The organism is Streptomyces sp. NPDC060064 (assembly GCF_042736455.1).
Lineage (GTDB): Bacteria > Actinomycetota > Actinomycetes > Streptomycetales > Streptomycetaceae > Streptomyces.
In genome coordinates this window covers 1-12,864 of record NZ_JBHWWF010000015.1, presented here as the reverse complement: position 1 = coordinate 12,864, position 12,864 = coordinate 1, and the positions used below count along the sequence as shown (strand labels likewise).

Below are 12,864 nucleotides of genomic sequence, written 5' to 3'. Positions count from 1 at the left end.
CCTAGAGATCCACCTTCACCATCCAGAAGAGAGGCGATCCCATGCCTTCATCATCCGCTACTCCCGTCCCCGTTCCCATCCCTGATCGCGTGGCCGTTCTGATTGGCCGCCAGCTTCCGCCGCACATCCTGCAGGCGGAGATTGCCGCGGAGAACGCGGTGTACAACCTGCGCCTGTGCCGCTCCCCGGAGTACCGCGAGGCTCGCGAGTACTGCCTGTCGGAGCTGGCCGCCGCCAACAAGATCCTCGCCGCGTACAACCCGCGCCTGATCGTCAAGGCCGGTGGTCGGTCATGAGCACCAGCGAGTACGAACCCCGTTATCAGGTCGGCGACTTGATTCGTGACGGCCTCGGCGCCGTGTGCAAGATCACCAGTATCCACCGCGCCTCAATGTCAGACGGTTACTCCGACGTTGATGCGATCCGAGAGGGCTTCACGACATACGAGTACCGGCGCCTGAGCGACGGTTACCGCTCGGTCAGCGCTACCAGCTTCCTGCATCAAATGATCGACACGGAGTACCGGTCGTGGGCCTACCTCGGCCCGTCGCCGACGGTGGCATCCGACGCTGCGACGGGCGGTGCCCGATGAGCACCCGCACTGTGATCGAGCATGCGCTGACCGTCTACTACGACGGCAACGCCGAACTGGTTCAGACGATCCTCGCCAACTTCATCACCGAGGAAGCCACCTCCCCCGCCGCCGCGCCTGTCCCGGACGAGACCGCCGGGGATGTGGCGGGCGAGGTGAAGCGGCGGGTCACGCGAGCAATCCACGCGCTGAAGTCCCCCGCGCCGGACGGCTCGGAGCATTACCGCTCGGGCTGGGACGACGGCCTGGAAGCCGCGATCGACGCCGCCCGCGACTGCCTCGAAGGCGGTGCGTCATGACGACGATCGGTTCCCCGCCGCGCCCGTCCGGCGAATGGGACGTGCCCGCCACGCAGGTCGCCGCCGAGTTCGTCGCCCTGAAGGCGAAGCGCACCACGACGGGCCTGCTCGCCGAGCAGCGGCACCAGCTGCTCGACCTCGACCCGGACTCCGCATTCACCCTCCCCGGCTGCACCTGCGTCAACTGCCCGCCCAAGATCACCGGAGGAACGGCATGAGCGCCCGTGAATTCCTGGCCGCAATCGATCCGGCCCTCCCATTCATTCCCGAGCTCCACGTCGACGACTGCGACGACACGACCTGTGTCCGCTGCCGCGTGCTGACCCCGTCCAACCTGTACGAGGTGGACAGCTGGCTCGACAAGTCCGGCGTCTTCACCAAGCAGTACCGGGAGGACGACAACGGCGAGATCGTCATCACCGGCCTGCGGATCGGCCACCGCCCGGACCACGTCGTCGCCAAGTTCGGCAACACGATCGTCCGTCACTACGACGGCCGCCACACGGTCCGCCCCACTGAGCACCCGACGGGCGAGCTGACCGCAGCCGAATGGAACGAGCGCTACCCGGTCGGCACGCCGGTGGTGGCCTACCCGGGCTGCCGCCCGGAGGACGACCCGAACGACGAGCGCCTCGCGACTCGTACCCGCAGCAAGGCGTCCACCCTCGGCGGCCACACCCCCGTCGTATGGGTCGACGGACACAGCGCCTGCATCGCCCTCACCCACGTCGACGTGATCGAGGCGACGTCATGAGCGAGCGCCAGTATCCGATCCAGCCGCAGCCGGAGGACGACCCGCGGTTCACGTTCGGCCTGACGAAGGACGTCGCCGACGTTCTCGCCGCCCACGGCTACCAGCAGATCACCAGCGGCGGCGACTTCGTCGAGCTGCAGCAGGCCCTGTTCCGCTTCCTGTACGGGGGCGCGTCATGAGGACCCACTACCTGCACGACGACGTGGACTTCGACCTCACCCGCACGTTCGTCGATGTCGTCGGCGTCGAGTGGCGGTGGAGCGGCCAGTGGAGTGCGGCCGGCGAACCGCTGATGCGGGCCGCGGGTGACACGACGGGCGTGCCGCTGCCGGACGTGTACCACGATCACGGTCCGCTGATCCCGGTGCCTACTTCCCTGTCGGCGGGACTGGTCACTGCCGTCCTCGCCGGAGAGGCGGTGGCGCCGTGAGCATCGTCCTCCCCTCGCCGGACTTCGCCGCCACGGTGGCCGCCGGTTACGTCGAGCCGCTGGACGCGTGGTCGACACGGACGCAGATCCCCGACGACTGGGCGGAGCGGTTGGCCCTCGCCTGGTGCTGGTCCCTGATCGTCGACGCCGCGCATGTCGCCGAGCTCGAGGCCCGGATCGCCGCCGAACGACGGACCACGGACCGCGCCGTCACCTTCGTCGCCTCCGGCCTCACCGGACGGCACATCACCACCGGACTCGCCACCGCCGCCGGGCTGTTCCTGCTCGGCCACCGACTCACCCACTGGGGGAACTGATGACCCGCACCCTTCCGCACGACAAGTACATCGAGCACGTCGTCGACGCACTTGGTGCCGCTGGCCTGGAGATCGCCGACGGCTGGACCTCCGACGCCGAAACCCGCGGCGTGTACTGCTACCTCGACGCCGTCATCACTCTGGACCCGGAGACGTCCGGCCTCGACGAGGACCGCTGGCCGAACGGACTCCTCCTCATCTGGGAGTGGCACACCGGCATCGAGCACGGCGAGCCCGAGCGCGGCCCGTCGTGGGAGTGGGCCGAGAAGCGCGGCGACCACGGCGGCAACGAGCAGCCGGAGCCGCTGCCCATCGAAGGGTTCGCGAACCCCGCCCAACTGGCTGCAGCCGTCCACGAACTGATCACCACAGGCAAGGCGGTCAAATCCCGGCCCGGCCAGTGGAACGGCACGGCCGCCCTCGAAGCCGCCTGCGAGAAGTGGGCGGACGAGGAGGCGGACAGCGATGCGTGACGCCGACCGCTTGGCCGAGATCCAGGACCGCGCCGCGAAGGCCACCGACGGGTGGCAGACCAGCGACACCGACCCCGGCGTCGTCAACACCGCCGACGGCCAGCCGATCGCAGTGTTCGGCGGCAGCCGGCAAGACCACCACGACGCCGCGTTCACAGCCCACGCCCGCGCCGACATGGACTACCTCCTCCGCGAGGTGCTCGCCCTGCGGTCCGAACTCGCCGCCACCACCGGCCAGCTCCAGCGGCTCGACGGCGAACTCGTCCGGCTCCGCGACGAGAACCGCGCCTACGAGCGGGACCTCGCCATCCCCGGAGAGGACGCCGCCTGATGCTCGTCGACCTCACCTTCATCTGCGCCGGAGCGATCTTCCTCATGCTCTGCGGCGAACTCGTCAGCGCTATCCGCAGCCAGCAGAACGGAGACCAGTCGTGAACGACTTTCAGCACGCCATCGCCACCGTCATCGCCGAACTCACGCCGCAGCCGTGGGACTACACCGACGGCACGGGCGCGACGCTCACCGTCATCCCCGCCGGCATGCGGGCCGACGCCGGGTGCGCCGAGGTCTACGTCCGGGTCACCGCCAGCCACACCGAGGCCGCCTGGGTCGGCATCACCACCGCCGACATGCCCGCCCTCCTCGACGCGCTTGAGGCTGGCACGGCATGGACCCACGACACGATCCTGCACGACTCCCTCACCCTCGCCTTCAACGAGGACGGGGCGATCACCTTGACCGTCACCGAGTTCGACTGGACCACAGCCAGCCGCGACGACAGCACCGCCACCGTCCACCTCCCCGCCGGGCAGCGCCTGCCGCTGGCCTCCGCGCTCGCCCGCGCCACGGACCACGCCCGCGGCTGGGAAGACGCACCCGAGGGTGATGCCTGATGGCCAGCGCCGTCATCTCCGACACGCTCACCGCTGCCTGCCCCGCCTACAACCGGCTCAAGCAGCAGACCGTGCGCTACGACACCAGCATCCGTGAGACCGAACGCATCGCCCTCACCCACGCCCTGTACTGCCCGACCTGCCAGCCCATCGCCGACCGCATACGGCAGCAGCGGACCGACGCCGCAGTCGCCGACGCGTGCGACGCCGCCGGAGACGTCATCGACGTCAACGGCTACCAATCGACCTACCTGTGGAACGTCAAGCAGGAGCAGGCCGGGACCCCGCTGAAGCAGTGCGCGGTCGACGTTGCCGGCGCGATCCTCGTCGCCGTCCACGGCACCCCGCGGCATTTGGGGAGTCCGCTCACCCGCGCCGCCGAACGGATCCTGGCGTCGCGGGCGCAGGCCCCGTCGCTTGCCGCCTGGTCCTCCTATCCCGGCAACGGCAAGGCCCAGGCCATGCAGTTGCTCCGCGACACCGCGGACGAACTGCAGGCGGGGGTGACGGCATGAGCATCACCATCCCCAGCCTGCGGACCGTCCGCACCCTGGCCCGGCACGCCGGCAAGACGCCCGGCCAGCTGAAGGAGACCATCGCCCGGCTGACCGACGACAACGCTGAGCTGACAGCGGCGGCCGAAGATCTCACCTGCGCCATGTCGACCGCGTTCCTCCGCGGCTGCCAGGACAGCATGCGCATCGCCCGGCTCGAGGCCGAACTGGCCGCCGCAGTGGCCGAGGTGAAGCAGCTGCAGCAGAAGACGTACCGCGACGCCGCCAACCTCCAGCGGCTGCGTCAGGCCGTCATCAACGCCCGGCCGCTCATCACCTCCGTGACGCAGCGCCTCGACCGGCCCTACGTCAGCCACGTCCAGCTCCCGTACCCGGTGCCCGTCGGCCGCGACATGAGCAGCGAGACGACGCAGGAACTGCCGATCCTCGACCAGCCCGAGCCGACCGCATGGCCGACGTACCGCATGCGGAACACGGGGGTGGCGTGATGGACCCGTACTGGGAAGACGCGGATTCCGGCATCGCCCTCTACCTGGGCGACATGCGGGAAGTCCTGCCCGCGCTGGACCTGCAGGCCGACCTGATCGTGGCCGACCCGCCGTATGCGGAAACGAGTCTCGCGTGGGACCGGTGGCCGGACGGCTGGCCCACCCTCGCCGCGAGCGTCGCGTCGTCGATGTGGTGCTTCGGCTCGATGCGCATGTTCCTGCAGCAGCGCGACGAGTTCGCCGACTGGAAGCTCAGCCAGGACATCGTGTGGGAGAAGCACAACGGCAGCGGCTTCGCAGCTGACCGGTTCAAGCGAGTCCACGAAGCAGCCACCCACTGGTACCGCGGCGACTGGCGCGACATCCACCACGACGTCCCCCGCGAGCGCGGAAATCCGACGAAGAGGACCGGGGTCGCCATCCGTGCGACGACTCCGCACACCGGGGATATCGCGCCCAACCAGTACGTAGACGACGGCACCCGGCTGCTCCGCTCAGTACAGCGGGTGCGCTCCATGCACAGCCGGAGTCTCCACCCGACTGAGAAGCCACTCGGGATCCTCAGCCCGCTCATCACCTATGCCTGCCCCGAGGGCGGCCTGGTCCTGGACCCGTTTGCCGGCAGTGGCTCAACGTTGGACGCCGCCCGGCAGGCCGGACGCAGGGCGGTCGGTATCGAAGCCCACGAGCCGTACATCGAAGCCGCCGCGAAACGCCTCTCGAACCTCGTGCTGGGGGTGGCGTGATGTCCGTCTTCCTCTGCTGCCCCGTCGACGGCTGCTCCCACCAGATCGCGGACGCCAACGATGGCCAGACCGCCGACCGGATGGTCGACCACATCGTCGCCATCCACCGCGTGCCGGAACTTTCCGCGGCCTGGCACACCACCCACGCCCAGACCGTCACCAAATCGGCCGGCTACACGGCCGCCTGAGACCCGCCGGGCCGGCGGATGAGACCGCGGCCGCCGCACCGGCGAACCACGTAGAAGCCCCGCCGACCCAACGACGGCGGGGCCCCACACCCAGCAGCATCCCAGAAGGAGAACCCAGTGAGCATCACCATCAACGCCCACCAGCTCGGCCGACTCATCGACCAGACGGCCAGCCACATGGGCGGCGAGTACGTCGAGCCCCTGCACGGCATCCGCCTCGACGTCGACGCCACCCACCTGTACGCCGTCGCCTCCGACCGATACACCCTCGCCGCCTCCCGCTACCGGCTCAACCACGACGACAAGGGGCAGGAGCCGTTCGCCGTCACCCTGCCCGCCGACCACATCGCATCCGTCCGCGAATGGCTCCGCGCCATGGACGGCGCCGCATGGGTCACCCTCGACGTCACCGACGCCCGCCTCATCTTCAAGCAGGCGCAGACCGAACTCGCCATCGCCGTCAGCCTCGGCCTGGAGTTCCCGAACTGGCGCGGCCTCTTCCGCGGCATCGCCGAGCAGGCAGTTGAGGACGCCCCATTCCCCGCCCTGCAGTCCGAATACCTGAGCCGCTGGGCCGACACCGGGCACATCCTCCGCGTCCGGGTCAGCGCCGACCTCAAGGCCGTCCTTCTGTTCGGCGAGGACTTCATCGGCGCAATGATGCCCGCCCGGTACGCCGGGGTCGGCCCCGTCACCGACGAGACGTTCGACAGCGCCCGCAGCCTGTGGAAGGACATCCTGGCCGCCGACGGCGAGACCGCCGACATGGTCACCGACATGCCGGCCGAAGACCCGAACGCGCCCCGCTACGAGGCCACCAAGGACGTCCGCGAAACCGGCGAGAGCCTGCTGCAGGAAGTCCTCAACTCAACGCGCGATGTGCACGACGCCGACTACGACGACGACCGCGACCTGTGGTTCGCGCACATCCGCATCGGCGTCGCCAACTGGATGGCCTACCGCTACCTCGACGCCCTCCACAACGCCGACCCGCGGAAGGCCGCCGAGATCGTCGCCGACGTGGCCGAGCAGCTCGACTCCGGCGAGATCGGCGAGTGGGCGTGGGACACCGCCGAGGAGTCCGGCTACACCCCGCAGAAGTGGCACGACGAGCACGAAGCCCACGTCGCCAAGCAGATGGCCGAGGAGCCCCGCAAGTGGGCGGTACGCCTGGCCCGCGCGCTCAACGACGCGAAGGACGCCGGGATCACCTTCAGCGTCGAGGCGAACGAGCACGTCGCCCACGACGAGAAGGCCGAGCAGTGGGCCGCGGTCAAGCCCGAGCCGGCCACCGCCTAACCACCTCCCGCGGCCGTCGAGCGCCCCCACGCTCCGGCCGCACCGGGCCCGCGCCACGGCACACGCGGCGCGGGCCCCTCAACCTCAGCAACAGGAAGAAGAACATGAGCAACGACATCGTCAAAGCCGAACCCGCCCAGCGCGGCGGCGGAGCGCTCTCCCTCGGGGTCATGACCCCGCACGAGGCATGGCTGTTCGCCTCGTCGCTGGCCGACACGCCCCTGCTGCCCGACGCCTACCGCAAGAACCCCGCCAGCGTGCTGTGGGCGTTGGAATACGGCCGCGCCCTCGGCCTGGACGTGGTCACCACCATCACCACCATTCACGTCATCAAAGGCAAGCCGACCCAGTCCGCCGACCTGATGCACTCCCGGGCGCGCTCCGCCGGCCACAAGGTCCGCATCCGCCAGGAGCCGGGGCAGTGCACCGTCAGCATCTGGCGGTCCGATGACACCGAGTTCGAGAACCAGATCACCTGGACCTACGACGACGCCGTGACCGCCGGCCTGTGCGAGATCCGCAACAACCGTCCCTACTCCCGCAGCCAGAAGGGCGAGCCGCAGAACTGGGAGAAGTACCCGCGGGCGATGCTGCGGTCCCGCGCGATCGCCGAGTGTGTCCGCTCCGCCTGCCCCGAGGTTCTGCACGGCGCGATCTACACGCCGGAAGAGCTCGGCGCGCGGGTCGACGCCGAGGGCCTGCCGATAGAGGCGGAGATTCAGCGGCTCCGTCCCGTCCCGGCCGGGGAGCCGGACCAGTGGGCCACGCCTACCGCGACCGTGCAGGCCGCCACAGCAGACGTGCCGCCGGAGTCCCTGACCCCAGCGGGCCGGGACTACCTCCACGAGGCACATGCCGCACCGGACGCGGAGACCGTCCGGCAGATCTGGGTGGACGCACGGGCCGAAGGCGCTAGGCCCGAGTACCTGGAGCAGATCGCCGCCGTCGGCAAGGACAAGGTCGCCACGCCGCGGCCCGCAGCCGAACCTGCCCCGGCGGATGACGTGGTGGACGCCGAGGTTGTCGATCCGGTCGACGACTACGCCGCAGCGGTTGCCGAACTCCGTGCCGCCGCTGAAGCCGCCCGCCTCGACGACTTCGAAGACGGCGCCGCCAAAGCCCTCGGCTGCCCCATCGCCGACGCCTCCACCGAAGCCATACGCGCCCTCGCAGCGCAGATCCGCCCCGCCGCCTGACCAACCACGAGGAGAACTCATGCCCATCCGTACCTTCACCATCGAACAGCTCGACGCCTGGGACCTCCCCGGCGCCTGGGCCGACGATTCCCCGGAGATCCTGCACCGCGAGCAGGTCGAGACCCGCCGCTGGGTGTCCGTCAACGAACTGATCTTCCGCGCCCCCGACGACGGCAAGACCTACCAGGTCTTCTACGAGGAGGGCCTGACGGAGATGCAGGAAGACACCGATCCGTGGAACGGCGACCGCGAGGTCAAGGCCACCGAGGTCATGCAGCAGCCCGTAACCGTCATGCAGTGGCAGCCGGTGAAGGACACCCCGGCCGTCGCCTGACCACCCGCACAACGGGCCGCCCCCGCGGGAATCGGGGGCGGCCACCCCAAGGAGAACACATGGACATCGCAGCCCTCGCCTTGGAAGAGGCCGCCCTCAAAGCCCTCGCCGACTCGGTCAACGACCGCCTGAAGGAGGTGAAGGCCACCATGCAGGAAGCCCTCGTAGGCAACGGAATCTCCAAGGTCAGCGCCACGCTGCCCGACGGGACGAAGGTCGCAACGATCAGCCGCTCGGACGCCAAGCCCGCCGCGGTCGTCGTCGACGACGAAGCGTTCCTCGCCTGGGTCCGCAAGGTCAGCCCCGACGAGATCCACACCCGGCTCGTCACCGAAGTCCGGCCCGCCTACCGCACATCCGTCCTCGCCCAGATGACCGCGGCCGGCGTGCCCCGGGTCGTCGACACCGAGACCGGTGAACTGCACGACGTGCCCGGTGTTGAGGTCCGCGCCACCCGCTCCCTCACCCACTCCGTGCGGCCCGTCGACGGCGGCAAGGAAGCCATCGCCGCAGCGTGGCGATCCGGCCGCCTCGCCCACCTGAACCTGCTCCAGCTCGAGGCCGCCGAGGAGGCGTCATGACCTGGCACACCGGACCACTTCTCGGATGGGATCTCGAGACGACGGGGATCGACGTCGAGACCGCCCGCATCGTCACCGCCGCCGCCATCGACTACAAGCCCGGCGACAGCCTCGACGCCCTGCCCGACCGCTCCCGCCTCTGGCTCGCCAACCCCGGCATCGCAATCCCCGCCGAAGCCACCAGCGTGCACGGCGTCACCACCGAGCAGGCCCGCGCCAACGGACGCCCCGCAGCACAGGTGGCCGACGAGATCGCCGACACCCTCGCCGCGGCGCTGTCCACCGGCATCCCCGTCGTCGCCATGAATGGGCGCTACGACTTCAGCGTCCTCGACCGCGAACTGCGCCGCTACGGACTGCGCACCCTGTGGCAGCGGCTCGGCGGCGATGTCCCGCCCGGACCGGTCATCGACCCGTACATCCTCGACAAGCAGGCCGACAAGTACCGCAAGGGCTCCCGCAAGCTCGAGTCCCTCGCCGCCCACTACGGCGTCACCTTGGCCGCCGCGCACACCGCGGACGCCGACGCGCTCGCCGCCGTCGAGGTGGCCGTCGCCATCGCCGAGAAGTACCCGCAACTTCAGGTCCACCCCGAGCAGCTGCACGTGTGGCAGATCCGGTGGGCGGCCGAGCAGGCGGCCAACTTCCAGCTGCACCTACAAAAGATGGACCGCCACGCGGTAGTTGACGGCGAGTGGCCGCTGATCCCGCTGACCAGCGAGCGGAAGGTGCGGGCGGCGCTCGCCGACCTCGCCGAGCGGTGGGAGCAGATGGCCAAGTCTGCACCCGACCTGGGCGACGAGCTGCTCATCGACGAGCCCACCTCCGTCCAGCAGTTGCAGATCGAGCGCGCCCACACCTACCGCAAGGCCGCCGCCGACGTCCGCGACGTCCTGCGCACCGGACGGGTTCCGCACGACCTGATGACCGACGCCGAGCTCGAGCAGCACGGAACCTCGGAGGCCACGTCATGACCGCGATACAGCAGGGCGTTCTCGACGGGATGCCCGAGCCGCCCGCACCCGACGCCGACTACGAGACGTGGGTCGAGACCGTCCGCCCCACCTTCGTGCGCGTCGCCCAATCGCGCCGCCGCCACTGGCTCACCTGGCAGATCAAGCGCGAATACAAGCTCCCCGACCCGCCCGACCCGGCACACGACTGGGGGCGACTCATGACGCACCTCTCCGCCGACGGGCTCGTACAGCACGACGGCTACGGCCAGACCCGCGACAAGTCCTGCGTACACGCCTGGCGCGGCACCCGCGCCGCACGCAGCGGGAGGGCCGCATGAGCGACCTGGCCCTGTTCGCCCTCACCTTCGCCACCTGCGTGGCCGCCACGCTCGCCGCCTACCGGTGGATCGTCCGCCCCCTCGAGCAGCGCGACCGCGCCAAGCGCGTCCAGCAGCAGCGGGACCAGCGCATCGCCGACATCAACGCCCGGCTCGGCTGCTGGCAGATCAACCCCGACGAACTCGCCGACCACCTCGCGTTGTGGACCGACGACTACAACCGCGGATGCGACCGACTCCGCGACGCCATCGACCAGGCCGAGGAGCAGGGACTGTGAGCCGCTACGAGTGGATGGCCGACGCCGCCTGCGCCCGAGTCGATCCCGACCTCTGGTTCCCCGAAGCCGGCCAGAACTACCGCACCGCCAAGCAGGTCTGCGCCGCCTGCCCCGTACAGCGCCAGTGCAACGACCAAGCCCAGCGCCTCGAGGGCGACGTCTCCCACCCCTACCGGCACGGCACCTGGGCCGGAGCCGAACCCCGCACCCGAGCCAAGCAGGCCGCCGGACACGCCAAGGCGCAGCGCAACGCCGACATCCTCCGCCTCGCCGCCAAGGGCTGGGACGCCGAAGCCATCGCCGCCCAGCTCGAGATCAGCGACCGCACCGTCTGGCGCGTCCTCGAAGCCCACCGCAACCGCACCACCACCGCCGCCTGAGCGCACGACAAAGCCCCGCCGAGGCGGGGCTAAGGAGAGGAGGGGACGTGTCAGGACTCGGAGTCAGCCCGCAGCCGGCGCTTGTGCGCGGCGATCTGCGCCTTGATGTAGACGCGCAGGTCAGCGGCGCGCGACAGGCCCTTGGCCTCGCACACCTCTCCGTACTCGGCCCACGTCTCATCGTCGATGCGGATCACGCGGCCGGGCGTTCCCTTCACGGTCATGCAACCAATGTAGCTGACCGTGCATGGGCTGGGCACCCCGACTACCTAAAGTGCCCATCAAAAGCCCCTCGGGTGCACGGGCACCCTGAGGTAGGATCGAAGCGTGCCAACGGGGCGGCCGAGCACTCAACGAAGCCGCCATAACGGGCCTGGTTCCACGCGCCCCGATCCCGTCAACACCAGCAGGAAGAAGAACCCGTGAGCACCGAGGCCATGAACTGGGCTATGGATGACGCGCCCATGCCCCGCACCGAGAAGGGCAAGCCGGACACCACGGCGCGGCATGTCCTTCAGGTGCTCGGTGAGCACGCACGCCCTGACGGTACGAACGCCCACCCGTCGATCCTTCGCATGCAGTACCGCACCGGCTACGACCGGACCACGGTTCAGCGCGCGCTTCGCCGGCTCGAGAAGGCGGCGCTGATTCGGCGGGACGGATCGGTCGACGGCCGCACGCGCTGGCAGCTGGCGATGGAACTGATCCGCCCCAAGACGGATTGGTCCGACCTGGAGCGCGAGGAAGACGACTTCCGAGCCGCTGCTACCGCGCGAAAGCGGCGCTCCCGCTCGAAGGGTGTCACGCACGCAGAGTCCGTGACCGTCACGGATTCAAAGGACGTGACTGTCACGGACGCAGAGTCTGTGACAGGCGATGTCACGGACTCAACGCCTAGCCGTCACGCACTTAAAGTCCGTCCGTCACGCACTCAACGCCGCCCTAACCACCAACAACCATCAGACAACCAACTACATAAAGACTCTTGTGAGCCTCCGGCCCACGAGAGCGAGCCGTCCGCCTCGGCGCTCTTCGACTCGCCAGCCTCTGGGGCCGACGCCACAGACGGGCAGCAAGAAGACATCGACTTCGCCGCCTTCTACGCGATCTACCCGCGCAAGGTCGCCAAGGGCAACGCCCGCAAAGCCTTCGCCGCCGCCGTCAAGCGCGGCGTGAAGCCGGCCGCCCTCATCGCCGCCGCCCAAGCGCACCGCGATCACTGGGCCCGATGCCGGACCGAAACCCGATTCATCCCGCACCCGACCAGCTGGCTCAACGCCGAGCGATACGACGACGAACTGCCCAGCGCCGCCGCCGACCAGCAGTCAGGTGCCACCGGCTATCAGCCGTGGCGCAACCCCGAAGACCAGTCCGCCTATTACGAGGAGTTGTAGATCATGCAGTGGACACCGCCGCTCGACCCGCAGCAGTACCCCAAGCTGGAGCCTCTCCTCGCCCGCCAGGGCCGCACCCTCGACTGGCTCAACACCGACGACGGCGACCCCTACGGCGCACGCAACGTGGCCCGCTGGAGCATTCACCAGGTCACCAAGCTCGTCCCGTTCCACTACCGGGCCGCCGTCGCCCAGCGGTCCGAGCTCAACCAGTGGATCCGCGGCCTCGTCACCGACGCCCAGGCCGAGCAGAAGCGCCGAGGCGCACCCGTCGCCAGCATCAACCGCGGCCCCTCGCTGCTGCTCCTCGGACCCACCGTTATCAACGGGGCCTGAGCCCCTCTCTTCTCTGTCTTCAACGAGCGTCACCGTGAGCGTTCTGCGTCGTTGATGCATTGCTATCAACGGGAGTT

26 protein-coding genes are annotated in these 12,864 nt (G+C 69.5%); 25 read left to right on the top strand and 1 reads right to left on the bottom strand.

All coding sequences use genetic code 11. The features are described 5' to 3' along the window. Positions 1-41 precede the first annotated feature (41 nt). The 23 genes from ACFWDI_RS19020 (at position 42) to ACFWDI_RS18910 (ending at position 11,057) form a co-directional block, all read left to right on the top strand. The gene (locus tag ACFWDI_RS19020) at positions 42-296 is read left to right on the top strand and encodes a hypothetical protein (RefSeq protein WP_385305366.1); all 255 of its coding nucleotides are present in this window, start codon (positions 42-44) and stop codon (positions 294-296) included. Then, positions 293-592 (top strand): hypothetical protein, encoded by a 300-nt coding sequence (locus tag ACFWDI_RS19015; RefSeq protein ID WP_385305365.1) that lies wholly within the window; start codon positions 293-295, stop codon positions 590-592. Before ACFWDI_RS19020 ends, ACFWDI_RS19015 begins: the two co-directional genes overlap by 4 nt. Beyond that, the gene (locus tag ACFWDI_RS19010; protein WP_385305363.1) at positions 589-891 is read left to right on the top strand and encodes a hypothetical protein; all 303 of its coding nucleotides are present in this window, start codon (positions 589-591) and stop codon (positions 889-891) included. The genes ACFWDI_RS19015 and ACFWDI_RS19010 overlap by 4 nt, the downstream gene beginning before the upstream one ends. Beyond that, entirely contained in the window at positions 888-1,109 is a 222-nt protein-coding gene (locus ACFWDI_RS19005; RefSeq protein WP_385305361.1) for a hypothetical protein, read from the top strand. Before ACFWDI_RS19010 ends, ACFWDI_RS19005 begins: the two co-directional genes overlap by 4 nt. Continuing rightward, positions 1,106-1,645: a hypothetical protein gene (locus ACFWDI_RS19000; protein ID WP_385305359.1), complete on the top strand. Its 540-nt coding sequence runs from the start codon at positions 1,106-1,108 to the stop codon at positions 1,643-1,645. Before ACFWDI_RS19005 ends, ACFWDI_RS19000 begins: the two co-directional genes overlap by 4 nt. Then, entirely contained in the window at positions 1,642-1,824 is a 183-nt protein-coding gene (locus tag ACFWDI_RS18995; protein ID WP_385305357.1) for a hypothetical protein, read from the top strand. The genes ACFWDI_RS19000 and ACFWDI_RS18995 overlap by 4 nt, the downstream gene beginning before the upstream one ends. Next, on the top strand, positions 1,821-2,075 hold the full coding sequence (locus ACFWDI_RS18990; protein WP_385305356.1) for a phiSA1p31-related protein: 255 nt from the start codon (positions 1,821-1,823) through the stop codon (positions 2,073-2,075). The genes ACFWDI_RS18995 and ACFWDI_RS18990 overlap by 4 nt, the downstream gene beginning before the upstream one ends. Beyond that, positions 2,072-2,392: a hypothetical protein gene (locus ACFWDI_RS18985; RefSeq protein WP_385305354.1), complete on the top strand. Its 321-nt coding sequence runs from the start codon at positions 2,072-2,074 to the stop codon at positions 2,390-2,392. The genes ACFWDI_RS18990 and ACFWDI_RS18985 overlap by 4 nt, the downstream gene beginning before the upstream one ends. Continuing rightward, the gene (locus ACFWDI_RS18980; RefSeq protein ID WP_385305352.1) at positions 2,392-2,865 is read left to right on the top strand and encodes a hypothetical protein; all 474 of its coding nucleotides are present in this window, start codon (positions 2,392-2,394) and stop codon (positions 2,863-2,865) included. The genes ACFWDI_RS18985 and ACFWDI_RS18980 overlap by 1 nt, the downstream gene beginning before the upstream one ends. Next, positions 2,858-3,196, top strand: coding sequence for a hypothetical protein (locus ACFWDI_RS18975; protein ID WP_385305350.1), 339 nt, complete (start codon positions 2,858-2,860; stop codon positions 3,194-3,196). The genes ACFWDI_RS18980 and ACFWDI_RS18975 overlap by 8 nt, the downstream gene beginning before the upstream one ends. A 100-nt stretch (positions 3,197-3,296) precedes the next feature. Continuing rightward, positions 3,297-3,758, top strand: coding sequence for a hypothetical protein (locus ACFWDI_RS18970; protein WP_385305348.1), 462 nt, complete (start codon positions 3,297-3,299; stop codon positions 3,756-3,758). Beyond that, complete coding sequence (locus tag ACFWDI_RS18965) at positions 3,758-4,273, top strand: hypothetical protein (protein ID WP_385305346.1); 516 nt, start codon at positions 3,758-3,760, stop codon at positions 4,271-4,273. Before ACFWDI_RS18970 ends, ACFWDI_RS18965 begins: the two co-directional genes overlap by 1 nt. Further along, positions 4,270-4,761: a hypothetical protein gene (locus ACFWDI_RS18960; RefSeq protein ID WP_385305344.1), complete on the top strand. Its 492-nt coding sequence runs from the start codon at positions 4,270-4,272 to the stop codon at positions 4,759-4,761. Before ACFWDI_RS18965 ends, ACFWDI_RS18960 begins: the two co-directional genes overlap by 4 nt. After that, positions 4,761-5,507 carry a DNA-methyltransferase gene (locus ACFWDI_RS18955; protein WP_385305342.1) on the top strand — a complete coding sequence of 249 codons (747 nt, stop codon included), beginning with the start codon at positions 4,761-4,763 and terminating at the stop codon, positions 5,505-5,507. The genes ACFWDI_RS18960 and ACFWDI_RS18955 overlap by 1 nt, the downstream gene beginning before the upstream one ends. After that, positions 5,507-5,695, top strand: coding sequence for a hypothetical protein (locus ACFWDI_RS18950; protein WP_385305340.1), 189 nt, complete (start codon positions 5,507-5,509; stop codon positions 5,693-5,695). The genes ACFWDI_RS18955 and ACFWDI_RS18950 overlap by 1 nt, the downstream gene beginning before the upstream one ends. 117 nt (positions 5,696-5,812) lie before the next feature. Then, the gene (locus ACFWDI_RS18945) at positions 5,813-6,994 is read left to right on the top strand and encodes a hypothetical protein (protein ID WP_385305338.1); all 1,182 of its coding nucleotides are present in this window, start codon (positions 5,813-5,815) and stop codon (positions 6,992-6,994) included. A 104-nt stretch (positions 6,995-7,098) separates the two neighbouring features. Further along, complete coding sequence (locus tag ACFWDI_RS18940; RefSeq protein WP_385305336.1) at positions 7,099-8,190, top strand: recombinase RecT; 1,092 nt, start codon at positions 7,099-7,101, stop codon at positions 8,188-8,190. A gap of 19 nt (positions 8,191-8,209) precedes the next feature. Next, a complete protein-coding gene (locus ACFWDI_RS18935) occupies positions 8,210-8,524 on the top strand; it encodes a hypothetical protein (protein ID WP_385305335.1) in 315 nt (104 codons plus the stop codon). 59 nt (positions 8,525-8,583) lie between these two features. Then, positions 8,584-9,105, top strand: coding sequence for a hypothetical protein (locus ACFWDI_RS18930; RefSeq protein ID WP_385305334.1), 522 nt, complete (start codon positions 8,584-8,586; stop codon positions 9,103-9,105). Continuing rightward, positions 9,102-10,079 (top strand): exonuclease domain-containing protein, encoded by a 978-nt coding sequence (locus ACFWDI_RS18925; protein ID WP_385305332.1) that lies wholly within the window; start codon positions 9,102-9,104, stop codon positions 10,077-10,079. Before ACFWDI_RS18930 ends, ACFWDI_RS18925 begins: the two co-directional genes overlap by 4 nt. After that, entirely contained in the window at positions 10,076-10,399 is a 324-nt protein-coding gene (locus ACFWDI_RS18920) for a hypothetical protein (protein WP_385305330.1), read from the top strand. The genes ACFWDI_RS18925 and ACFWDI_RS18920 overlap by 4 nt, the downstream gene beginning before the upstream one ends. After that, the gene (locus ACFWDI_RS18915) at positions 10,396-10,677 is read left to right on the top strand and encodes a hypothetical protein (protein ID WP_385305328.1); all 282 of its coding nucleotides are present in this window, start codon (positions 10,396-10,398) and stop codon (positions 10,675-10,677) included. The genes ACFWDI_RS18920 and ACFWDI_RS18915 overlap by 4 nt, the downstream gene beginning before the upstream one ends. Continuing rightward, positions 10,674-11,057: a WhiB family transcriptional regulator gene (locus ACFWDI_RS18910; protein WP_385305326.1), complete on the top strand. Its 384-nt coding sequence runs from the start codon at positions 10,674-10,676 to the stop codon at positions 11,055-11,057. Before ACFWDI_RS18915 ends, ACFWDI_RS18910 begins: the two co-directional genes overlap by 4 nt. A gap of 50 nt (positions 11,058-11,107) precedes the next feature. Here the strand turns inward: ACFWDI_RS18910 and ACFWDI_RS18905 are convergent, their stop codons facing one another. Then, positions 11,108-11,281 (bottom strand): hypothetical protein, encoded by a 174-nt coding sequence (locus ACFWDI_RS18905; RefSeq protein ID WP_385305325.1) that lies wholly within the window; start codon positions 11,279-11,281, stop codon positions 11,108-11,110. Between the two features lie 198 nt (positions 11,282-11,479). On the opposite strand from ACFWDI_RS18905, the gene ACFWDI_RS18900 reads away from it, so the two are divergent. Both ACFWDI_RS18900 and ACFWDI_RS18895 read left to right on the top strand, forming a co-directional pair. Continuing rightward, positions 11,480-12,451, top strand: a complete 972-nt coding sequence (locus tag ACFWDI_RS18900; protein WP_385305323.1) for a helix-turn-helix domain-containing protein — start codon at positions 11,480-11,482, stop codon at positions 12,449-12,451. 3 nt (positions 12,452-12,454) lie between these two features. Continuing rightward, positions 12,455-12,787, top strand: coding sequence for a hypothetical protein (locus tag ACFWDI_RS18895; protein ID WP_385305322.1), 333 nt, complete (start codon positions 12,455-12,457; stop codon positions 12,785-12,787). Positions 12,788-12,864: the final 77 nt, after the last annotated feature.